The following is a 16,427-nucleotide window of genomic DNA, read 5'->3' on the forward strand; positions in this document are numbered from 1 at the left end:
AAACCTTGCTGCGTTGCGTTTCAGGTAGCCTTTTTTGCCTGCGGTTTTATTGCGCTTGGCTGGCGCCGGCGGCTTTGGCTTCCCAGTAGACGGCCAGACGTTGGTCTTCTGGGGTGAATCCGGAGGCCATGCGGTAGTATTGGGCGAGGCGGATGGCAGCGGCGGTGTCGCCGTTTTCGGCTTTGGGTTGCAGGCGGGCGATTTGCTGCGGACTGAGGGCGAAGATGCTGCCGGTGGAGAGGGGGGCTTCGGGGTCGTAGTGCATTTCGTCCAGCACGGCCTGCAGGTGTGGCGGCAGGGTCACGCCGCGCTGTTGGAGTTCGTATGCCCAGGAGGCAGCATCGAGATAGCGGTATTGGGCGAGGAATTTTTCGGCGGTGGCGCGGATTTCTTCGTTGGTTCGCGGCTCGGTAATTTGCGGCTCGCTGGTTTGTGGTTCGCTGGTTTGCAGAGGCTGCGGGCTGGAGGTGGTGGTTGGCATGGCGGGGGCTTTCTGGCAGGCGGTAAGGAGAAAAAGGCAGGAGAGGAGGGTAGGCAGGCGTTTCATGGCTTTCCTTTTGGAATGTGTTTTTGTTTGGCTAAAGGCTACCTGAAAAACGGCAGCGGGAAAGTTTCAGGTAGCCTTTAGCTTTTGCTGCCAGCCAGGCCGAAGTGCCAGGCGCCGATATCCAGGCGCACGCAGAGGTAGCGCCAGAGCAGGGGGCGGCGAACGGGGAGGGTAGCGGCGAGGGGGCGCAGCAGAGCGATTTTGGCGGGATCAGTGAGCAGCAGTGCGCCTTTTACGGCGGTTTGCAGCTGTTTGGGCGAGAGCTCGGCGGCGTGGGTTAGGGCTTCGGCAGCAGGGTGTTGCGTGAGGCGGCCGGGCGGCGGGGCAGGGGCGAGATAGGCTTTGAGCAGCAGCCAGAGGTAGGCTTGTTCGAGGTTGGTGCCGTGTTGGCGGAAGCGGTTGCGGATTTGGTCGAGCAGGGCTTGCAGGACATGGTCTTCCTGCATCACGAGGGCGGGTAGGAGGTGTTCGAGCAGCTCGGTGCTGGGCAGCAGGGGATGCTGCTGTAAGCGGGCGAGCTGTTGCCAAACGAAGGGGCTGATGCCGCCGTTGTGTTCGGCCTGATGCCAGCAGCCGGCGGGCAGGGCGGGCACTTGAAACAGGCAGAGCAGGGCGGCAGAGGCATATTCGCCATCGTAGGCAGCGGCCTGCCAGTCGGCTTGCAGGGGCAGATACGGGGCGGCCGGACGGTGGCGGTGGATGCGCGCCTGCATCAGGGCCTGCCGATGGCGGTAAAGGTGTTCGGCTTCTTCGGCTTCGACGCTCATCGGCTGCGGGGCGGCGAAGCTGAGGTGAACGGGGGAAGGCTGGGCGAGGCTGTCGGCATAGGCCAGTTCTTCGGCCAGACGGCGGGCGGCGGCAGCATCGAGCCTGCGGATGCGTTCGATGAGCGGCGGGTGGGTGGCGGCGAGGTCGCCGGGGCGGATGCGGCCGAACATCAGGTGGGCGTATTCGGGGGCTTCGGGGGAGGCGAGGCGGCAGGAGGCTGTGCGGGCGCTTTTGCGCAGAGCTTCGATGAGCGGGGCGGTTTGGCGGGTGAGCTGCACGGCGGAAGCGTCGGCCATAAATTCGCGCTCGCGGCACACGGCAGCCTGCAGCCAGAGGGCAAACACGCTGCCCGCCGAGCCCAGCGCAATCAGCAGCACGCCGAAGGCTTGCAGCGGTAGGGACTGCATCACGATTTCCACGCCGTTGTCGAAAGGATGGTTGTCTACATTTTTGCGGCGGCGGTATTCCAGATAGTGTTCGTCGTCGCGGCCGTAGAGGAAATAGCGCCCGCTGCTGGCGATGCCCTGTAGGCCGTGCAGCCAGGCGGCCAAATAGCAGTTGAGGCGCATGTCGCCGTTGCGGATGTGGCTGAATTCGTGGGCGACGATGGCTTGCAGCTCGTCGCGCGTGAGCAGGTTGATGGCGCCTTGGGTAACGCCGATCACGGCGCTGCGCGGGCTCATGCCGGCGGCAAAGGCGTTGATGCTGCCGTCGCGGCGCAGCAGGTACACCGGCGGAGTGGGCAGGCCGGCGGAAAGCGCGGTTTCCGCCACCACGTTGAGCAGCCGCCGCTCGGCAAAGGTGGCATCGGCCAGTTGCAAGGCCTCGCCGCCCAGCCGCTTGGCTATCGCTTCGCCGCCACGCCGCAGCTCGCGCAGGCGGTGCAGGCTCAGACCGATGGTGAGCGCACACACAAACAGGGCGGGCGGCAGGTAGTACCACCACAGGCTGTGCTGTACTTTGGCGCCGAACAAAAACGGCAGGCTGCCGAGCCCGGCGGAAGTGATGGCAACTGTGCCGATCAGTGCCAGCACATAGCACACCACCAGCCGCACGGTGCGGCGGCGCGATTGCTGCTGGCGGTGGAAGACGCGCATGGGGAAATCCTTGGGAGGGGGAATATGGCTAAAATCATGATTTCTTCCCACAAGGCGAGCTAACGCAGTAGGAAGGAATCTATAGCTTGAATATAGCCAATCCAGCGGGCGAGGTAAAGGCTACCTGAAAGAGGATTGGCATTGGTTTTAACTTCGTTGAAGCGGCGCTTTAGCTTCGCAGAAACTCAGCCTTGGCTTCGCCAAGATTTCGTTTTAACTTCGTTGAAGCTGCGCTTTCAGGTAGCCTTTCTGTCGCTCCACTTGGCAAACCCGCCGCCGTGCTATACCCTTGCCCCGATTCGTTAAACCACCTTGAAGGAACCGAAATGCCCGCCTCCTGCCAGCTGTGCCGTGCCGAAAATGAAACCGTGCTGTGGCAAAACAGCCGCCTGCGTGTGATTGCCGTAAACGATACGCCCGCCGCGCCTGCGTTTTGCCGCGTGATTTGGCGCGAGCATGTGGCCGAGATGACGGATTTGCCTGCAGCAGCACGGCAGGAAATGATGGCGGTGGTGTGGCGCACCGAAGCGGCGATGCGTCGGGTATTGCACCCGGTTAAAATCAATCTGGCCAGCTTCGGCAACCAAGTGCCGCACCTGCATTGGCATGTGATTGCCCGCTTTGAAAACGATGCGTTTTTCCCCGATTCGATTTGGGCTGCGCCACGCCGCGAAGCCGTGCCCGAGCTGCCGGAAGGCTGGCAGCGGCAGGTGGCCGAGCTGTTGGCTAAGGAGGAAGAAACAGACGGGCTGGTATAATGCCTGCCTGCCCAATGTAAAGGCTACCTGAAACCGCTATCGCAGGTTTGCTTTAACGGCAGTATCTGTTGTGAATGATGGAATGGAAAAGTTATGCTGAAACAGCCGTATTTATTGACGATTTCGCCCGGCTCGCTCATTTTGTTTGATAACGGCCAAGACAATTTCCTCAACGAATTCCATCAAGAGTTTGCAGATTATGCGATCGATGGCGAATATGAAAACTTGTGGTATTTGCTCGGTACGGACGCATTCTTTGCCGTGCGCGAGAACCAACTTGTTTTGCAGGATTGGAACGGCAAAACCTACTTCGCCTTGCCGTTATCCGAGCCTTTAAAATTGGCCGATCATTGCGGCGTCATGTTGATCGATATGCCCGAGCCGGTGGCCGCAGCAACGCTCCAAGCCGCATTCGGTAACGTGGCAGACAATAACGAGGCCCTGTCGCAAGCCCTGTTTGACTTTGAAGCACAAAACGGCTGGAGCAGATACGACTGCCAGGCTTTGTGCATCTGCCTGTTCAGCGAAAAAGAACAAGAGCGGATGAAACAAGAATTTGATTTGGCATAAACGCTTTCAGGTAGCCTCAAGGTTGCCTGCTCCCAACACCACCTCAACCGAATTAAGGAAACCCGCCATGCTGTTCCCCCATCTTTCCCGCCGCCGTTTTCTCAGCGCCTCCGCCACCCTGGCCGGTGCGGGTGTGTTGCAGGCGTGTAGCGCGCCGTCGATGCCCGTGTCGCCGACCAACCAAAACAAGCCCGGCAGCGGCAATGCGCCATCCCGCCCCGCCCGCAGTGGAGGAGGCACTACTTTGCGCGTGGTGGCGCCTTCCGGCTTCGCGCCCAGAGCCGAACAGGCACAGGCCGGGTTGTTGCGCCTGTATAACGCCGGTTTCACCATCACCAACCAGCAGGCGGTGGAGCGCCGCAGCCAGCGGTTTGCCGGCACCGACGCCGAACGCATCGCCGATTTCCAAGACGTGGCTTCCGGCAAAGTGCCCACCCCGCAAGTGCTGATGGGCATGCGCGGCGGCTACGGTGCCGTGCGCCTGCTGCCCCATATCGACTGGCCCTCGCTCGGCGCGCGGATGCGCGAACACGGCACCCAGCTCTTCGGCTTCAGCGACGTGTGCGCCATCCAGCTCGCCCTGCTCGCCCAAGGCAATATGTGCAGCTTCGCCGGCCCCATGCTTTATAGCGGCTTCGGCAAAGCCCAGCCCTCGGTATACACCATGCAAGCCTTTATCGACGGCAGCACCCGCGCCGATTTGAGCATTCAAGTAGCGGAAGTGCAGGCCGCCAACGTGCCCACCCTGCACGGCACCATGTGGGGCGGCAACCTCAGCGTGATTGCCTCCCTGGCCGGCTCGGCCTACCTGCCGCAGCCCGAAGGCGGCATCCTCTTCCTCGAAGACGTGGGCGAACAGCCCTACCGCCTCGAGCGAATGCTGCAAACCCTGCATCTGGCCGGCATCCTCAAACGCCAGCAGGCCATTGTGCTCGGCAATTTCCGCATGGGCAACGCCCGCGACGTGTACGACGGCGGCTACGACCTCTCCAGCGTGATCCGCACCCTGCGCCGCATCAGCGGCATACCCGTGCTCACCGGCTTCCCCTTCGGCCACATCAGCAACCTCGCCACCTTCCCGCTGGGCGTGCAAACCACCATCCGCGGCAACAGCACCGGCGGCTACAGCGCCTCCTTCAGCGGCCATCCCACGCTCAACCCCGCTGCCCTCACGCTCAACAACCTGCTGCCGCCCCCGCCCTCGTTCGACAGCCCCGCCGCAGCGGAAGACAGCAGCGAAGCTAGCGAATAGCCGTAGAATTTCAGGTAGCCTGCTCGGAGCAAGAAAGGCTACCTGAAAAACAACCGGCAGTAGTACGAATACTGCCGCCCAATCCGTTGCCCGCCAAAGGCTACCTGAAATCCAAACCATGACTCGCAAAAAAACCGACGCCTTCACCCGCCTCACCCAAGCCCTCGAAGTTTTGCCCAACGTCGGCCCCAAATCCGCCCGCCGCATGGCCTACGAGCTGCTGCGCCACAAGCGCGAAGGCGCTGCCGAGCTGGCTGCCGCCCTGCAGCATGCCCTCACCGCCGTGCAGCATTGCCGACTGTGCAACACCTTCTGCGAAGGCGAGCTCTGCGCCATCTGCGCCGACCCCGCGCGCGACGGCCGCCGCCTGATGATTGTGCACCTGCCCGCCGACGTGGCCGGCATGGAAGCCGCCCACTGCCACGACGGCCTCTATTTCGTGCTCATGGGGCAAATCAGCCCCGCGCAGGGCATGGATTTGCAGCACATCGCGCTCGACAAGCTCGTCGCCCGCCTGCAAGAGAGCGAAGTGGAAGAAGTGATCATCGCCACCGCCTTCACCCCCGAAGGCAACGCCACCGCCTATGTGCTGGCCGAGCTGTTCAAAAACCTGCCCTACCGTGTCAGCCGCCTGGCACAAGGCATGCCGCTGGGCAGCGAGCTGGAATACATCGACGCCGGCACGCTGGCGCAATCCGTGTATGAACGGCGGCTGGTGAAAGAGCAGGGCGGGGAGGGCGAATAGCCAGTGGGCAGGAAAGGGAAAGAGGCTACCTGAAAGTTTAGCTGCGCAGAAATTCCGCTGTGCTGCGTTTTATTGCGTTGAAGCTTCGTTTTCAGGTAGCCTTTTGCCAACCGCCGAGCCGTATCTTAGCCTCCATCAAAACCGCCGCCGCATGAAGCTGCTAAAATCTTTCTAGCTGCCTGATTGGCGGCAATAAGCAAAAATAAGCATAAAGGAGGCAACTCATGGATCTAACCCAATTAGCCGAACAAACCCGCGTCCTTGCGCTTGATATCCTGCACCAATCCGCCATCGGCGAGGGGCAGATTTTTGTGCTCGGCTTATCCACCAGCGAAGTGATCGGCGGCCGTATCGGCAAAAATTCCAATCAGGAAGTGGGCGAAGTGGTCGTGAAAACCCTGCTCGACATCCTGAACGAACGCAAAATCTACCTCGCCGTGCAAGGCTGCGAGCACATCAACCGCGCCTTGGCCGTGGAGCGTGAGTTGGCCGAAAAATACGGGCTGGAAATCGTGAACGTATTGCCCGGACTGCATGCAGGAGGCAGTGCGCAGCTGGCTGCCTTCAAATATATGCGCGACCCGGTGGAAGTGGAATTCATCACCGCCCACGCCGGGCTCGACATCGGCGACACCTCCATCGGCATGCACATCAAACACGTGCAAATCCCCCTGCGCCCGCAACAGCGCGAATTGGGTTCCGCCCACGTTTGCGCCCTGGCCAGCCGCCCGCGCCTGATCGGCGGCGAACGTGCCGGACACTATAAAGACAGCATCCGCCGCGTGTGAAGCCAAGCGGGCAGGACAAAGGCTACCTGAAAGTGTGGACCGCAATGCAGTTCAAATCACGGTACACTTTTCAGGTAGCCTTTCTCTTTCCTTCTCGCCAATACTGCTACAATGCCCGCCTTCCGAAACCACCCGCCAAAGGCTACCTGAAAATGTCTGCCGACCGTTATGCTGTGTTTGAAAACCTAGATGCCCCTGAAACCAGTGCTTTTGCTGCCGCCGAACACGCACAAACGCAGGCCTGGCTGGAGAGTCGGCCGGATTACGAGCCGCTGCGCCGCGATATTTTGGCGGTGTTGCAAGACGAGCAGCAGATTCCGTTTTGCCAGGAGCACCGCGCGCGGATGTATCACTTTTATCAGAGCGAGGAGTTTCCGAAGGGTGTGTACCGCGTGTGCAGCGCGGCTTCGTACCGGGCCGGGCTGCCGGAATGGGAGGTGTTGTTTTCGGTGGCGGATTTCGATGAGGTGTTGGGCGAGGATGTGTATTTAGACGGCGTGTCGCACTATGTGGAGCAGCCGAACCGGGTGTTGCTCTCGCTCAGCCCGGGCGGCGGCGATGCGGCGTTTACGCTGGAATTTGATTTGGAAACGCGCCAAGTGGTGCCCAACGGTTTCCACTTTCCGGCGGGCAAAAACCATATTGCCTGGCGTGATGAAGACAGCGTGTGGGTGTGCCCGGCTTGGGACGCGCGCCAGCTTACGGCTTCGGGCTATCCGCGCGAGGCGTGGCTGTTGCGGCGCGGGCAGAGCTTCGAGGAGGCGCAGCCGTTGCTGCAAACGGCGGCGGAATCGGTGTGGGTGCACGCTTGGCGTTATCTGGATGCGCAGGGCGCACCGCTGGATTTGCTGGAAGAAAGTACGGGCTTTTTCAGCCGCCGTTATTTTCAGGTAGCCTCGGATGGGGCGCTGCTGCCTTTGGGGCTACCTGAAACTTGCGAAATCTGCGGTTATTTGGGCGGTTGGCTGCTGGTGTTGCTCAAGCACGACTGGCAGCGCGCCAACCAAAGCTATGCGGCGGGCAGCCTGGTGGCGGTGAAGCTGAATAAGGGCGTGTTGGGGCAGGCGCAATGTCTGTTTGCGCCGCAGGCGGGACAATCGGTGGAGGGTGTGGAAACCACGCGCCATTTTGTGGCTGCTACCTTGCTGGATAATGTTTCAGGTAGCCTCAAGGCTTGGCGTTTGCAGCAGGGGCAGTGGCAGCCGGCCGAAGTGCCCGAACTGCCGCTGGAAGGGGCGGGCGTGCTGGAATTTGCCGATCAGCCTTGGGGCGGCGATGTGCTGTATATCGCGGTCAGCAGCTTCCTTTCGCCGCTCACGCTCTATACGCTGGATTTGCAGCGGCAGGAGTGGTGCGTGATGCGCCGCCAGCCTGCGCAGTTTGATCCTGAGGGGTTGGGCGTGCAGCAGTTGCACGCTGTGTCGGCCGATGGCGAACGTATTCCGTATTATCACGTGGGTAACGGCGAGCCGAACGCGCCCGCGCTGGTGTATGCCTACGGCGGCTTCGGCATGCCGGAACTGCCGCATTATTTGGGCATCATCGGCCGGCATTGGCTTGCGCAGGGAGGTGCGTTTGTGTTGGCTAATATCCGGGGTGGCGGCGAATTCGGCCCAGCTTGGCATGCTGCCGCCCAAGGCGCAGCGCGCAAACATAAGAGTGCAGAAGATTTGGTGGCCGTAGCGCAGGATTTGGCCGCGCGCGGTTTGTCTGCGCCTGAACGCATCGTGTTGCAGGGCGGCAGCAACGGCGGATTAGTATGCGCCGCTGCTTATTGTGCCGCGCCGCAAAGCATCGGCGGCATGGTGTGCGAAGTGCCTCTCACCGATATGTTGCGCTATCCGCACCTCTTAGCCGGCGCTTCGTGGCAGGAAGAATACGGCAATCCCGATGCCGAGCCGGATAGAGGCTACCTGAAAAAACTTTCGCCCTACCACAATCTACACGGTGGACAAACCTACCCGCCTGCCCTCATCACCACCAATCTGAGCGACGACCGCGTGCATCCCGCCCACGCGCTCAAATTCCACGCCCGCTTGCGCGAAATCGGCGTGAACAGCCGCCTCTACGCCCCCGAAGCCGGCGGTCATGCGGGCAATGCCTCGCAGGAAGAAGTGGCCGCCGAGCTGGCTGCCGTGCTGGTGTTTTTGCGGCAAACGGTGGGCAAATAGCGGCATGGCTGCAGCGGATACCGGGTTGGTGAATGCCGTAGCGGTTGCCGAAAATTCACTATAAAGGCAGATGCCTGCTATTGCCTGTTTATATCGGCTTTTTGGCGCAGTTTGCAAAGGCCGTGCGCTATGCTAATATGCGCACCGTTGTTTTCAGGTAGCCTCAAATCTTTGCAGGGCACGGATAGCAAAACGCATATAAATCCGTTACAATGCCGTTTTTAGAGAACTACCTTTAAAAATTTTTTCCCCGTTTATTTAAGGACAAGGACCCCGCAATGGAAAATATCGAACAACGTGTGAAGAAAATCGTTGCCGAACAATTGGGTAAGAGCGAAAGCGAAGTGAAAAACGAATCTTCTTTCAGCGAAGATTTGGGCGCCGACTCTCTGGACGTGGTTGAGCTGGTAATGGCTTTGGAAGAAGCTTTCGGCTGCGACATCCCCGATGAAGAAGCTGAAAAAATCACTACCGTTCAACAAGCCATTGACTTTGTTACTTCCCGCTCCAACTAATCGGCAGCAGGTTTAACAGCAGAATATCAGCCTCTGCCCCGGCGCATTTCCCGCCAAGGGCAGAGGTTTTTGTTATTGCGGCTGCTTTCGGGCAGGCCGAAGGATAGATAAACAATCATGAGTCAGAGAAGAGTGGTGGTAACCGGGCTGGGGCAGATTTCCCCGGTGGGCAACAATGTGGCCGATGCCTGGCAAAACCTGTTGTCCGGCGTGAGCGGTATTGGCCGGATTACCCGTTTTGATGCGGGCGAATTGAGCGCCCAAATTGCCGGCGAAGTGAAAGATTTCCAAATCGGCGATTACATCGGCGCCAAAGAAGCGCGCCGCATGGATGCCTTCATCCACTACGGCATTGCCGCTGCCTTGCAGGCTGTGGCCGACGCCGGGCTGGACGACTACGCCGCCTTGGATAAAACCCGCGTGGGCGTGAACATCGGTTCCGGCATTGGCGGCCTGCCTTCCATTGAAGAAACCGGCATCGTGGTGCACGAAAACGGCCCGCGCCGTATCAACCCCTTCTTTATTCCCGGCTCGTTGATCAATCTGATTGCCGGCCACGTTACCATCCTTAAAGGCTATCAAGGCCCCAGCTACGGCATTGTGTCGGCCTGCACCACCGGTGCGCACTGTATCGGCGATGCTGCCCGCATGATTCAATACGGCGATGCCGACGTGATGGTGGCCGGCGGTGCCGAAGGCGCGGTGTGTATGCTCGGCGTGGGCGGTTTTGCCGCCATGAAGGCATTGTCTACCCGCAATGACGATCCCGCCACTGCCTCCCGCCCGTGGGACAAAGACCGCGACGGTTTCGTGATGGGCGAAGGTGCCGGCGTGCTGGTGTTGGAAGAATACGAACACGCCAAAAAGCGCGGTGCGAAAATCTACGCTGAATTGGCCGGTTTCGGTATGAGCTCCGATGCGCACCACATTACCGCGCCCAATGCCGAAGGCCCCGCCTTGGCCGTGGCACGCGCCCTGAAAGATGCCGGTCTCAATCCGAGCGACATTGATTATGTGAACGCGCACGGCACGTCTACCCCGCTGGGCGATGCCAACGAAACCACTGCGCTGAAACTTGCCTTCGGCGAACACGCCAAAAAACTGGTGGTCAATTCCACCAAATCCATGACCGGCCACCTGCTCGGCGGTGCCGGCGGTGTGGAAGCCGTGTATTCCGTGTTGGCGCTGTACCATCAAAAATCACCGCCCACCATCAATATCTTCGAGCAAGACATTGAAGGCGGCTGCGATTTGGATTACTGCGCCAACGAAGCCCGTGACCTGCCCATCCGTGCAGCCATTTCCAACTCATTCGGCTTCGGCGGCACCAACGGCACGCTGGCGTTCAAGCGCTTTGATGGCTGATTAAACGCCAGTATTTAGAGTATAAAAGGCTACCTGAAAACGTGGCGAAGCGGAGTTTCTGCGAAGTTCAAATCCGTTTGCCGTTTTTCAGGTAGCCTTTATCACAAGCAACCAACACAGGAGCACACTATGCAAATCTGCATCATCGGCGCCGGCGCCTGGGGCACGGCACTGGCCATCCACTTTGCCCAAAACGGCCAGCAAGTTTGCCTGTGGACACGCGAAACCGAACATGCCGCCGCCATGCGTGCCGAGCGCATCAACTCAGGCTACCTGAAAGATTTCCCCTTCCCCGAAGCACTCAGCATTGCCGATACGCCGCCGCCCAAGCCTGAGCTTGTTATCATCGCCACGCCCACCGCCGGCTTGCGCGGCAGCCTGCAAACCATGCGGCAATGGGGCTGGGGCGATATTCCCGTGCTCACCGCCTGCAAAGGTTTCGAGCAAGGCAGCGGCCTGCTGCCGCACCAAGTCGCCCGCCAAGAGCTGCCGGACAACCCGCGCATCGGTATTTTGTCCGGCCCTAGTTTTGCCCAAGAATTGGCGCAACAGTTGCCCTGCGCCGTTACCCTCGCTTCCGACAACACGGCTTGGATTGAATCACTCGCCGCCGTGCTCAGCTCCGCCGTGCTGCGCCTGTATGCCAACGACGATATGGTGGGTGTGGGCGTGGGCGGTGCAGTGAAAAATGTGATGGCCATCGCGGTGGGCATCGCCGATGGTCTGCAATACGGCCTCAATGCCCGCGCCGCCCTGATGACGCGCGGCCTGGCCGAAATCAACCGCTTGGCACTGGCCTTGGGCGCCAAGCAAACCACTCTGATGGGTTTGGCCGGTATGGGCGACCTTATCCTCACCTGTACCGGTGCGCTTTCGCGTAACCGCCAAGTCGGCCTCAAGCTGGCCGAAGGCAAACCTTTGCCCGTGATTCTGTCCGAGCTCGGGCATGTGGCCGAAGGCGTGTACACCATTCGAGAAGCCGGTGCACAGGCTGCCAAACTCGGTATTGAAATGCCCATCACACGCATCCTGAACGAGCTTTTGGACGGCCGTGTTGATGTGAATGATGTGGCCGAGCGGTTGATGCTGCGCGAAATCCGCAGCGAATAATTATCGCTGAGCCTATCTTGCCCTTACCATGTGAGTGGATTAAAGAAGAAGGCATTTAATTATAAATTTACCCGTTGTTTGTTCCGTATGACGCAAGTTTCAGTATAATGCGGGCAGGTTGCTGCTTCTGGCGGCCAGAGATTTAGCAAGAGACAGATTCATGAATAATCAACTTGAACATTTGCAAAATTCCATTGAAACGCTGGTAAGCCGTTATCAGGCTGCTGTGCGTGAAAAGCAGGCGCTGAGCAAAAAAATCAGCGAGATGGATGCGGCATGGCAGAAACAGCGCCACGACCACCGCGCTACCGTGGACGGTTTGCAACTGGCCTACAGCGAAAGAATGTCGCGTCTGGAGCATGAGCTCTCCAGCCAGATTGAAGCCTTGCAGCAAGAAAATGCTGTTTACCGCAAGCTGCTGGAGCAAAGTGCTGCTGATATTCGCGCCTTGCTGCAACGCTTGCCCGTGCCCGCCGCTAAGGAGCAGTTTGTATGAGTATCGAACAAGTCAATGTAGATATCCTGGGGCGCCAGTTTAATATTGGTACGCCCAACAGCGAGAAAGAAACTTTGCTGCAGGCGGTGCATATGCTGAATCAGAAGATTGGCGTGATCCAATCTTCCGGCCGGATTGTGGAAACCGACAAAATCGTGATTATGGCCGCACTGAACCTCACTCACGATCTGCTTAAAATGAGCGCGAAAGATGGTTTGGCAATTGGCGAAATTGAGCGTAGAATAAGCGCCATGATCGAAAGTTGCGATAAAGCACTTGATTTGGAAAAGTAAACCGATTATTCTTCTTTATAACCCTGCGGTGTTTGTGAAGGCACACTATTCCTTTGAACCAATAATTTCGCTTCAGGCTGCAGATTGAGTGGTGGGCGTGCGCGTTCCTCGTGGACGTACCCGAAACTGCCGGAAGTGGCCAACCTTGATTCAAGGTTCAAGCGAATCGAGCCAAAGCGGCATTCGCGGGGTTACCCATACTAAAAGCCGGTATCGTGGATGCCGGCTTTTGCGTTGGCTGCAAGATTTTCAGGTAGCCTCCATTCCGGTTGAGGCTACCTGAAAAGTTTAATTCCGACCGAAGCACTCAGCCAATATGTTAAAATAACCGCTTATTCCCATACTTAAACACACAGCAACCACCATGGCACTCCTACAAATCGCCGAGCCCGGCCTCTCTGCCGCCCCGCACCAACACCGCCTAGCTGTCGGTATCGACTTGGGCACTACCAACAGCTTGGTTGCTACCGTGAAAAGCGGCCATGCTGCCTGCTTGCCCGATGAAGAAGGCCGTTTCCTACTGCCTTCGGTGGTGCGCTATGGTGCTGACGGGCAAATCATCACCGGCCGGGCTGCCCTGCAAAGCCAAACTGCCGACCCGGCCAACACCGTCAGCTCCGCCAAACGCCTGATCGGCCGTAAATTAGAAGATATTGATACCAGTCATCTGCCCTACCGTTTCGGCCAATCCGACCAACTAATCGACCTGTATACCCGCCAAGGCTCGAAAACGCCGATCGACGTATCTGCCGACATCCTGCGCGCACTCAAAGTCCGCGCTGAACAGAGCCTTGGTGGCGAGCTGGTGGGTGCGGTCATCACCGTGCCAGCCTATTTTGACGATGCTCAGCGCCAAGCCACCAAAGATGCCGCCCGCCTGGCCGGGCTGAACGTACTGCGCCTGCTCAACGAGCCCACCGCCGCCGCCATCGCCTACGGGCTGGATAATGCCGCCGAAGGCACCTTTGTGGTGTACGACCTCGGCGGCGGCACGTTTGACGTATCCGTGTTGCAGCTTTCCAAAGGCCTGTTTGAAGTGAAGGCCACCGGCGGCAATTCCGCGCTCGGCGGCGACGACTTCGATCACCGCATGTTGTGTCATCTGATTGAAGTGAATCATCTTTCCATCACCAACGCCCAAGACAGCCGCCTGCTGCTCAGCCTGGTGCGTCGTGCCAAAGAAGAGCTCAGCAGGCTACCTGAAAGCCGTATCCAAGCCGTGCTAAGCGATGGTACATCGATCGATACCATCTTCACCCGTACCCAATTCCATGCCCTCACCCAGCACCTCGTGGCACAAACCCTTGTGCCGGTGAAACAGGCATTGAAAGACGCCGGCATCAGCAAAGGCGATATCGGCGGCGTGATTATGGTGGGCGGTGCCACCCGTATGCTGCATGTGCAACAGGCTGTGGCCAATTTCTTCGGCCAAACCCCGCTCACCAATCTAGATCCCGACCAAGTGGTTGCACTCGGCGCCGCCATGCAGGCCGACGTGCTGGCCGGCAACAAGCGCGACAGCGACTGGCTGCTGCTCGACGTTACCCCCCTCTCGCTCGGCCTCGAAACCTACGGCGGGCTGGCTGAAAAAATCATTCCGCGCAACAGCACCCTGCCCACTGCCCGCGCCCAAGAGTTCACCACCTTCAAAGACGGCCAAACTGCCATGACCATCCACGTGGTGCAAGGCGAACGCGAGCTGGTGTCCGACTGCCGCAGCCTCGCCAAATTCACCCTGCGCGGCATTCCGCCGATGGTGGCCGGTGCCGCCCGCATCCGCGTCACCTTCCAAATCGATGCCGACGGCCTGCTTTCCGTGTCCGCCCGCGAGCAAATCACCGGCGTGCAGGCGCAAATCGAAGTGAAACCTTCCTACGGCCTCGACGACGAAACTATCACCCGTATGCTGGCCGACAGCATCAGCCACGCCGGAGGCGATGCCGCCGCCCGTGCCCGTGCCGAAGCCGTGGTGGAAGCCGAAAGCCTGATTGATGCAGTGGAGGCCGCGTTGGAGCTGGATGGCGACCTGCTCGATGAGAGCAGCCTTGCCGCTATTCGCGCCCAAATCGCCACCCTGCAAAGCCTGCTCCCCGAGGCCGAAGCCAACTCCATCCGCAACGCCACCGCTGCCCTTGCCGCCGGTACCGATGACTTTGCTGCCAAACGCATGGACCGCAACATCCAGCGCGCCCTCACCGGCCAGCGGGTGGAAGATATGGCGTGAATAAGGCAGAGTTTGATAAAGGCTACCTGAAAGCGCAGCTTCAACGAAGTTAAAACGAGGCTTCCGAAGGAAGGTGAGTTTCTGCGAAGTTAAAACGAAGCCTCCAAAGAAGGCCGAGTTTCTGCAAAGCTAAAAATTTCAGGTAGCCTTTTGTGTGTGGAGCTGGCGGGGTAGGGCAGTGTGGTGATGCCGCTGTTTGGTTTTATCCGCCCCTGCAAATTTTCAGGTAGCCTGCTTCCTGTCGAGGCTACCTGAAACCCATCTCGCCGCTTGCGGCTGCAGACGGGATTTGTTATCATCTGAGACGCATTAAGAGTTGGGAATCCATGCCAACCTGCCCGCCGCAAACGGCGCGTAAGGTGGACGGCCGAGAGGCCGATGTGGCTCGTCTGAATCAGGCCGGGCAATATCTCTTCCCGCCTGGTGCGGGATTTTTTATTGCCCGTTGAGCCCTCCTTGCTAAGCTGCAAGGTTTATCTATTATCCGAAAGACATATCATGAGCGAATACCTCTTTACCTCCGAATCTGTTTCCGAAGGCCATCCCGACAAAGTGGCCGATCAAGTATCCGATGCCATTCTCGATGCCGTCCTCGTCCAAGACCCCAAAGCCCGAGTGGCTGCCGAAACGCTGGTGAACACCGGCCTGTGCGTGCTGGCCGGGGAAATCACCACCACCGCACACGTGGACTACATCAAAGTGGCGCGCGAAACCATTGCCAAAATCGGCTACAACTCTTCCGAGCTCGGCTTTGATGCCAACGGCTGCGCGGTAGGCGTGTATTACGACCAGCAATCGCCCGACATCGCCCAAGGCGTGAACGAAGGCGAAGGTATCGACCTGAACCAAGGCGCGGGCGACCAAGGCCTGATGTTCGGCTATGCCTGCGACGAAACTCCCACCCTGATGCCCTTTGCCATCTATTACAGCCACCGCCTGATGCAGCGCCAGAGCGAACTGCGCAAAAGCGGCCAGCTGCCTTGGCTGCGCCCCGATGCCAAAGCGCAAATTACTGCTGTGTACGACAGCGAAACCGGCAAAGTAAAACGCATCGATACCGTGGTGCTTTCCACCCAGCACGATCCGTCTATCGGCCATGAAGAACTGAGCAAGGCCGTGATTGAGCACATCATCAAACCCGTGCTGCCGCCCGAAATGCTCACCGCCGACACCAAATACCTCATCAACCCCACCGGTCGATTCGTGATCGGCGGGCCGCAGGGCGACTGCGGGCTCACCGGCCGCAAAATCATTGTCGATACCTACGGCGGCGCAGCTCCGCACGGCGGCGGTGCATTCTCCGGTAAAGACCCGAGCAAAGTAGACCGCTCTGCTGCCTATGCCTGCCGCTATGTAGCGAAAAACATCGTGGCCGCCGGCCTGGCCACCCAATGCCAGATTCAGGTTTCCTACGCCATCGGCATCGCCGAGCCTACTTCCATCGCCATCGACACCTTCGGCACGGGCAAAATCAGCGAAGACAAACTCATCACCATCGTGCGCGAGCACTTCGACCTGCGTCCGAAAGGCATTGTGCAGATGCTCGACCTCCTGCGCCCGATTTACAGCAAATCCGCCGCCTACGGCCACTTCGGCCGCGAAGAGCCTGAGTTTACTTGGGAGCGCACCGATAAGGCCGTAGCTTTGAAGGCAGCAGCAGGTTTGTAATTCCGTTTGCCAAACAGATTAGAGGCTACCTGAAATTTCAGGTAGCCTCTTTATTATGCA

At 59.2% G+C, this 16,427-nt stretch carries 17 protein-coding genes and 1 other RNA gene; 15 read left to right on the forward strand and 3 right to left on the reverse strand.

Features of this window, described 5'->3' with window-relative positions:
* Positions 1–46: 46 nt before the first annotated feature.
* Positions 47–547 carry a hypothetical protein gene (locus HMPREF2796_RS05850; RefSeq protein ID WP_070631762.1) on the reverse strand — a complete coding sequence of 167 codons (501 nt, stop codon included), beginning with the start codon at positions 545–547 and terminating at the stop codon, positions 47–49.
* A 77-nt stretch (positions 548–624) separates the two neighbouring features.
* Positions 625–2,412 carry a M48 family metalloprotease gene (locus tag HMPREF2796_RS05855; protein ID WP_070631764.1) on the reverse strand — a complete coding sequence of 596 codons (1,788 nt, stop codon included), beginning with the start codon at positions 2,410–2,412 and terminating at the stop codon, positions 625–627.
* Positions 2,413–2,738: 326 nt separating this feature from the next.
* Between HMPREF2796_RS05855 and HMPREF2796_RS05860 the strand changes: the two genes are divergently transcribed.
* From HMPREF2796_RS05860 to hscA, 13 genes are all read left to right on the forward strand, one after another.
* Entirely contained in the window at positions 2,739–3,170 is a 432-nt protein-coding gene (locus HMPREF2796_RS05860; protein ID WP_070631766.1) for an HIT family protein, read from the forward strand.
* 93 nt (positions 3,171–3,263) lie between these two features.
* Entirely contained in the window at positions 3,264–3,740 is a 477-nt protein-coding gene (locus HMPREF2796_RS05865) for a hypothetical protein (protein WP_070631770.1), read from the forward strand.
* Positions 3,741–3,807: 67 nt separating this feature from the next.
* Entirely contained in the window at positions 3,808–4,992 is a 1,185-nt protein-coding gene (locus tag HMPREF2796_RS05870; protein WP_070631773.1) for an LD-carboxypeptidase, read from the forward strand.
* Between the two features lie 118 nt (positions 4,993–5,110).
* Positions 5,111–5,737: a recombination mediator RecR gene (gene recR / locus HMPREF2796_RS05875; protein ID WP_070631775.1), complete on the forward strand. Its 627-nt coding sequence runs from the start codon at positions 5,111–5,113 to the stop codon at positions 5,735–5,737.
* A 224-nt stretch (positions 5,738–5,961) separates the two neighbouring features.
* On the forward strand, positions 5,962–6,525 hold the full coding sequence (locus HMPREF2796_RS05880) for a TIGR01440 family protein (protein ID WP_070631778.1): 564 nt from the start codon (positions 5,962–5,964) through the stop codon (positions 6,523–6,525).
* A gap of 146 nt (positions 6,526–6,671) precedes the next feature.
* A complete protein-coding gene (locus tag HMPREF2796_RS05885; protein ID WP_070631911.1) occupies positions 6,672–8,696 on the forward strand; it encodes a prolyl oligopeptidase family serine peptidase in 2,025 nt (674 codons plus the stop codon).
* Positions 8,697–8,974: 278 nt separating this feature from the next.
* A complete protein-coding gene (gene acpP / locus HMPREF2796_RS05890) occupies positions 8,975–9,211 on the forward strand; it encodes an acyl carrier protein (RefSeq protein WP_003824915.1) in 237 nt (78 codons plus the stop codon).
* A 117-nt stretch (positions 9,212–9,328) separates the two neighbouring features.
* Complete coding sequence (fabF, locus tag HMPREF2796_RS05895) at positions 9,329–10,576, forward strand: beta-ketoacyl-ACP synthase II (protein ID WP_070631781.1); 1,248 nt, start codon at positions 9,329–9,331, stop codon at positions 10,574–10,576.
* 129 nt (positions 10,577–10,705) lie between these two features.
* On the forward strand, positions 10,706–11,686 hold the full coding sequence (locus tag HMPREF2796_RS05900; RefSeq protein ID WP_070631784.1) for an NAD(P)H-dependent glycerol-3-phosphate dehydrogenase: 981 nt from the start codon (positions 10,706–10,708) through the stop codon (positions 11,684–11,686).
* A 160-nt stretch (positions 11,687–11,846) separates the two neighbouring features.
* Positions 11,847–12,182, forward strand: a complete 336-nt coding sequence (locus HMPREF2796_RS05905) for a hypothetical protein (protein WP_070631788.1) — start codon at positions 11,847–11,849, stop codon at positions 12,180–12,182.
* Entirely contained in the window at positions 12,179–12,475 is a 297-nt protein-coding gene (locus HMPREF2796_RS05910; protein WP_003824927.1) for a cell division protein ZapA, read from the forward strand. Before HMPREF2796_RS05905 ends, HMPREF2796_RS05910 begins: the two co-directional genes overlap by 4 nt.
* 17 nt (positions 12,476–12,492) lie before the next feature.
* Positions 12,493–12,671: non-coding RNA, 6S RNA (gene ssrS, locus HMPREF2796_RS05915), on the forward strand.
* A gap of 168 nt (positions 12,672–12,839) precedes the next feature.
* Positions 12,840–14,699: a Fe-S protein assembly chaperone HscA gene (gene hscA / locus HMPREF2796_RS05920; RefSeq protein WP_070631791.1), complete on the forward strand. Its 1,860-nt coding sequence runs from the start codon at positions 12,840–12,842 to the stop codon at positions 14,697–14,699.
* Positions 14,700–14,788: 89 nt separating this feature from the next.
* On the opposite strand, the gene HMPREF2796_RS11085 is transcribed toward hscA, so the two are convergent.
* A complete protein-coding gene (locus HMPREF2796_RS11085) occupies positions 14,789–14,998 on the reverse strand; it encodes a hypothetical protein (protein WP_141749170.1) in 210 nt (69 codons plus the stop codon).
* A 27-nt stretch (positions 14,999–15,025) separates the two neighbouring features.
* On the opposite strand from HMPREF2796_RS11085, the gene HMPREF2796_RS11770 reads away from it, so the two are divergent.
* Positions 15,026–15,148, forward strand: a complete 123-nt coding sequence (locus HMPREF2796_RS11770; protein WP_256374335.1) for a hypothetical protein — start codon at positions 15,026–15,028, stop codon at positions 15,146–15,148.
* 49 nt (positions 15,149–15,197) lie between these two features.
* On the forward strand, positions 15,198–16,367 hold the full coding sequence (gene metK / locus HMPREF2796_RS05925; protein WP_070631793.1) for a methionine adenosyltransferase: 1,170 nt from the start codon (positions 15,198–15,200) through the stop codon (positions 16,365–16,367).
* Positions 16,368–16,427 lie beyond the last annotated feature (60 nt).

Origin of the sequence: Eikenella sp. HMSC071B05 (genome assembly GCF_001811325.1) — a bacterium.
Classification (GTDB): Bacteria; Pseudomonadota; Gammaproteobacteria; order Burkholderiales; family Neisseriaceae; genus Eikenella; species Eikenella corrodens.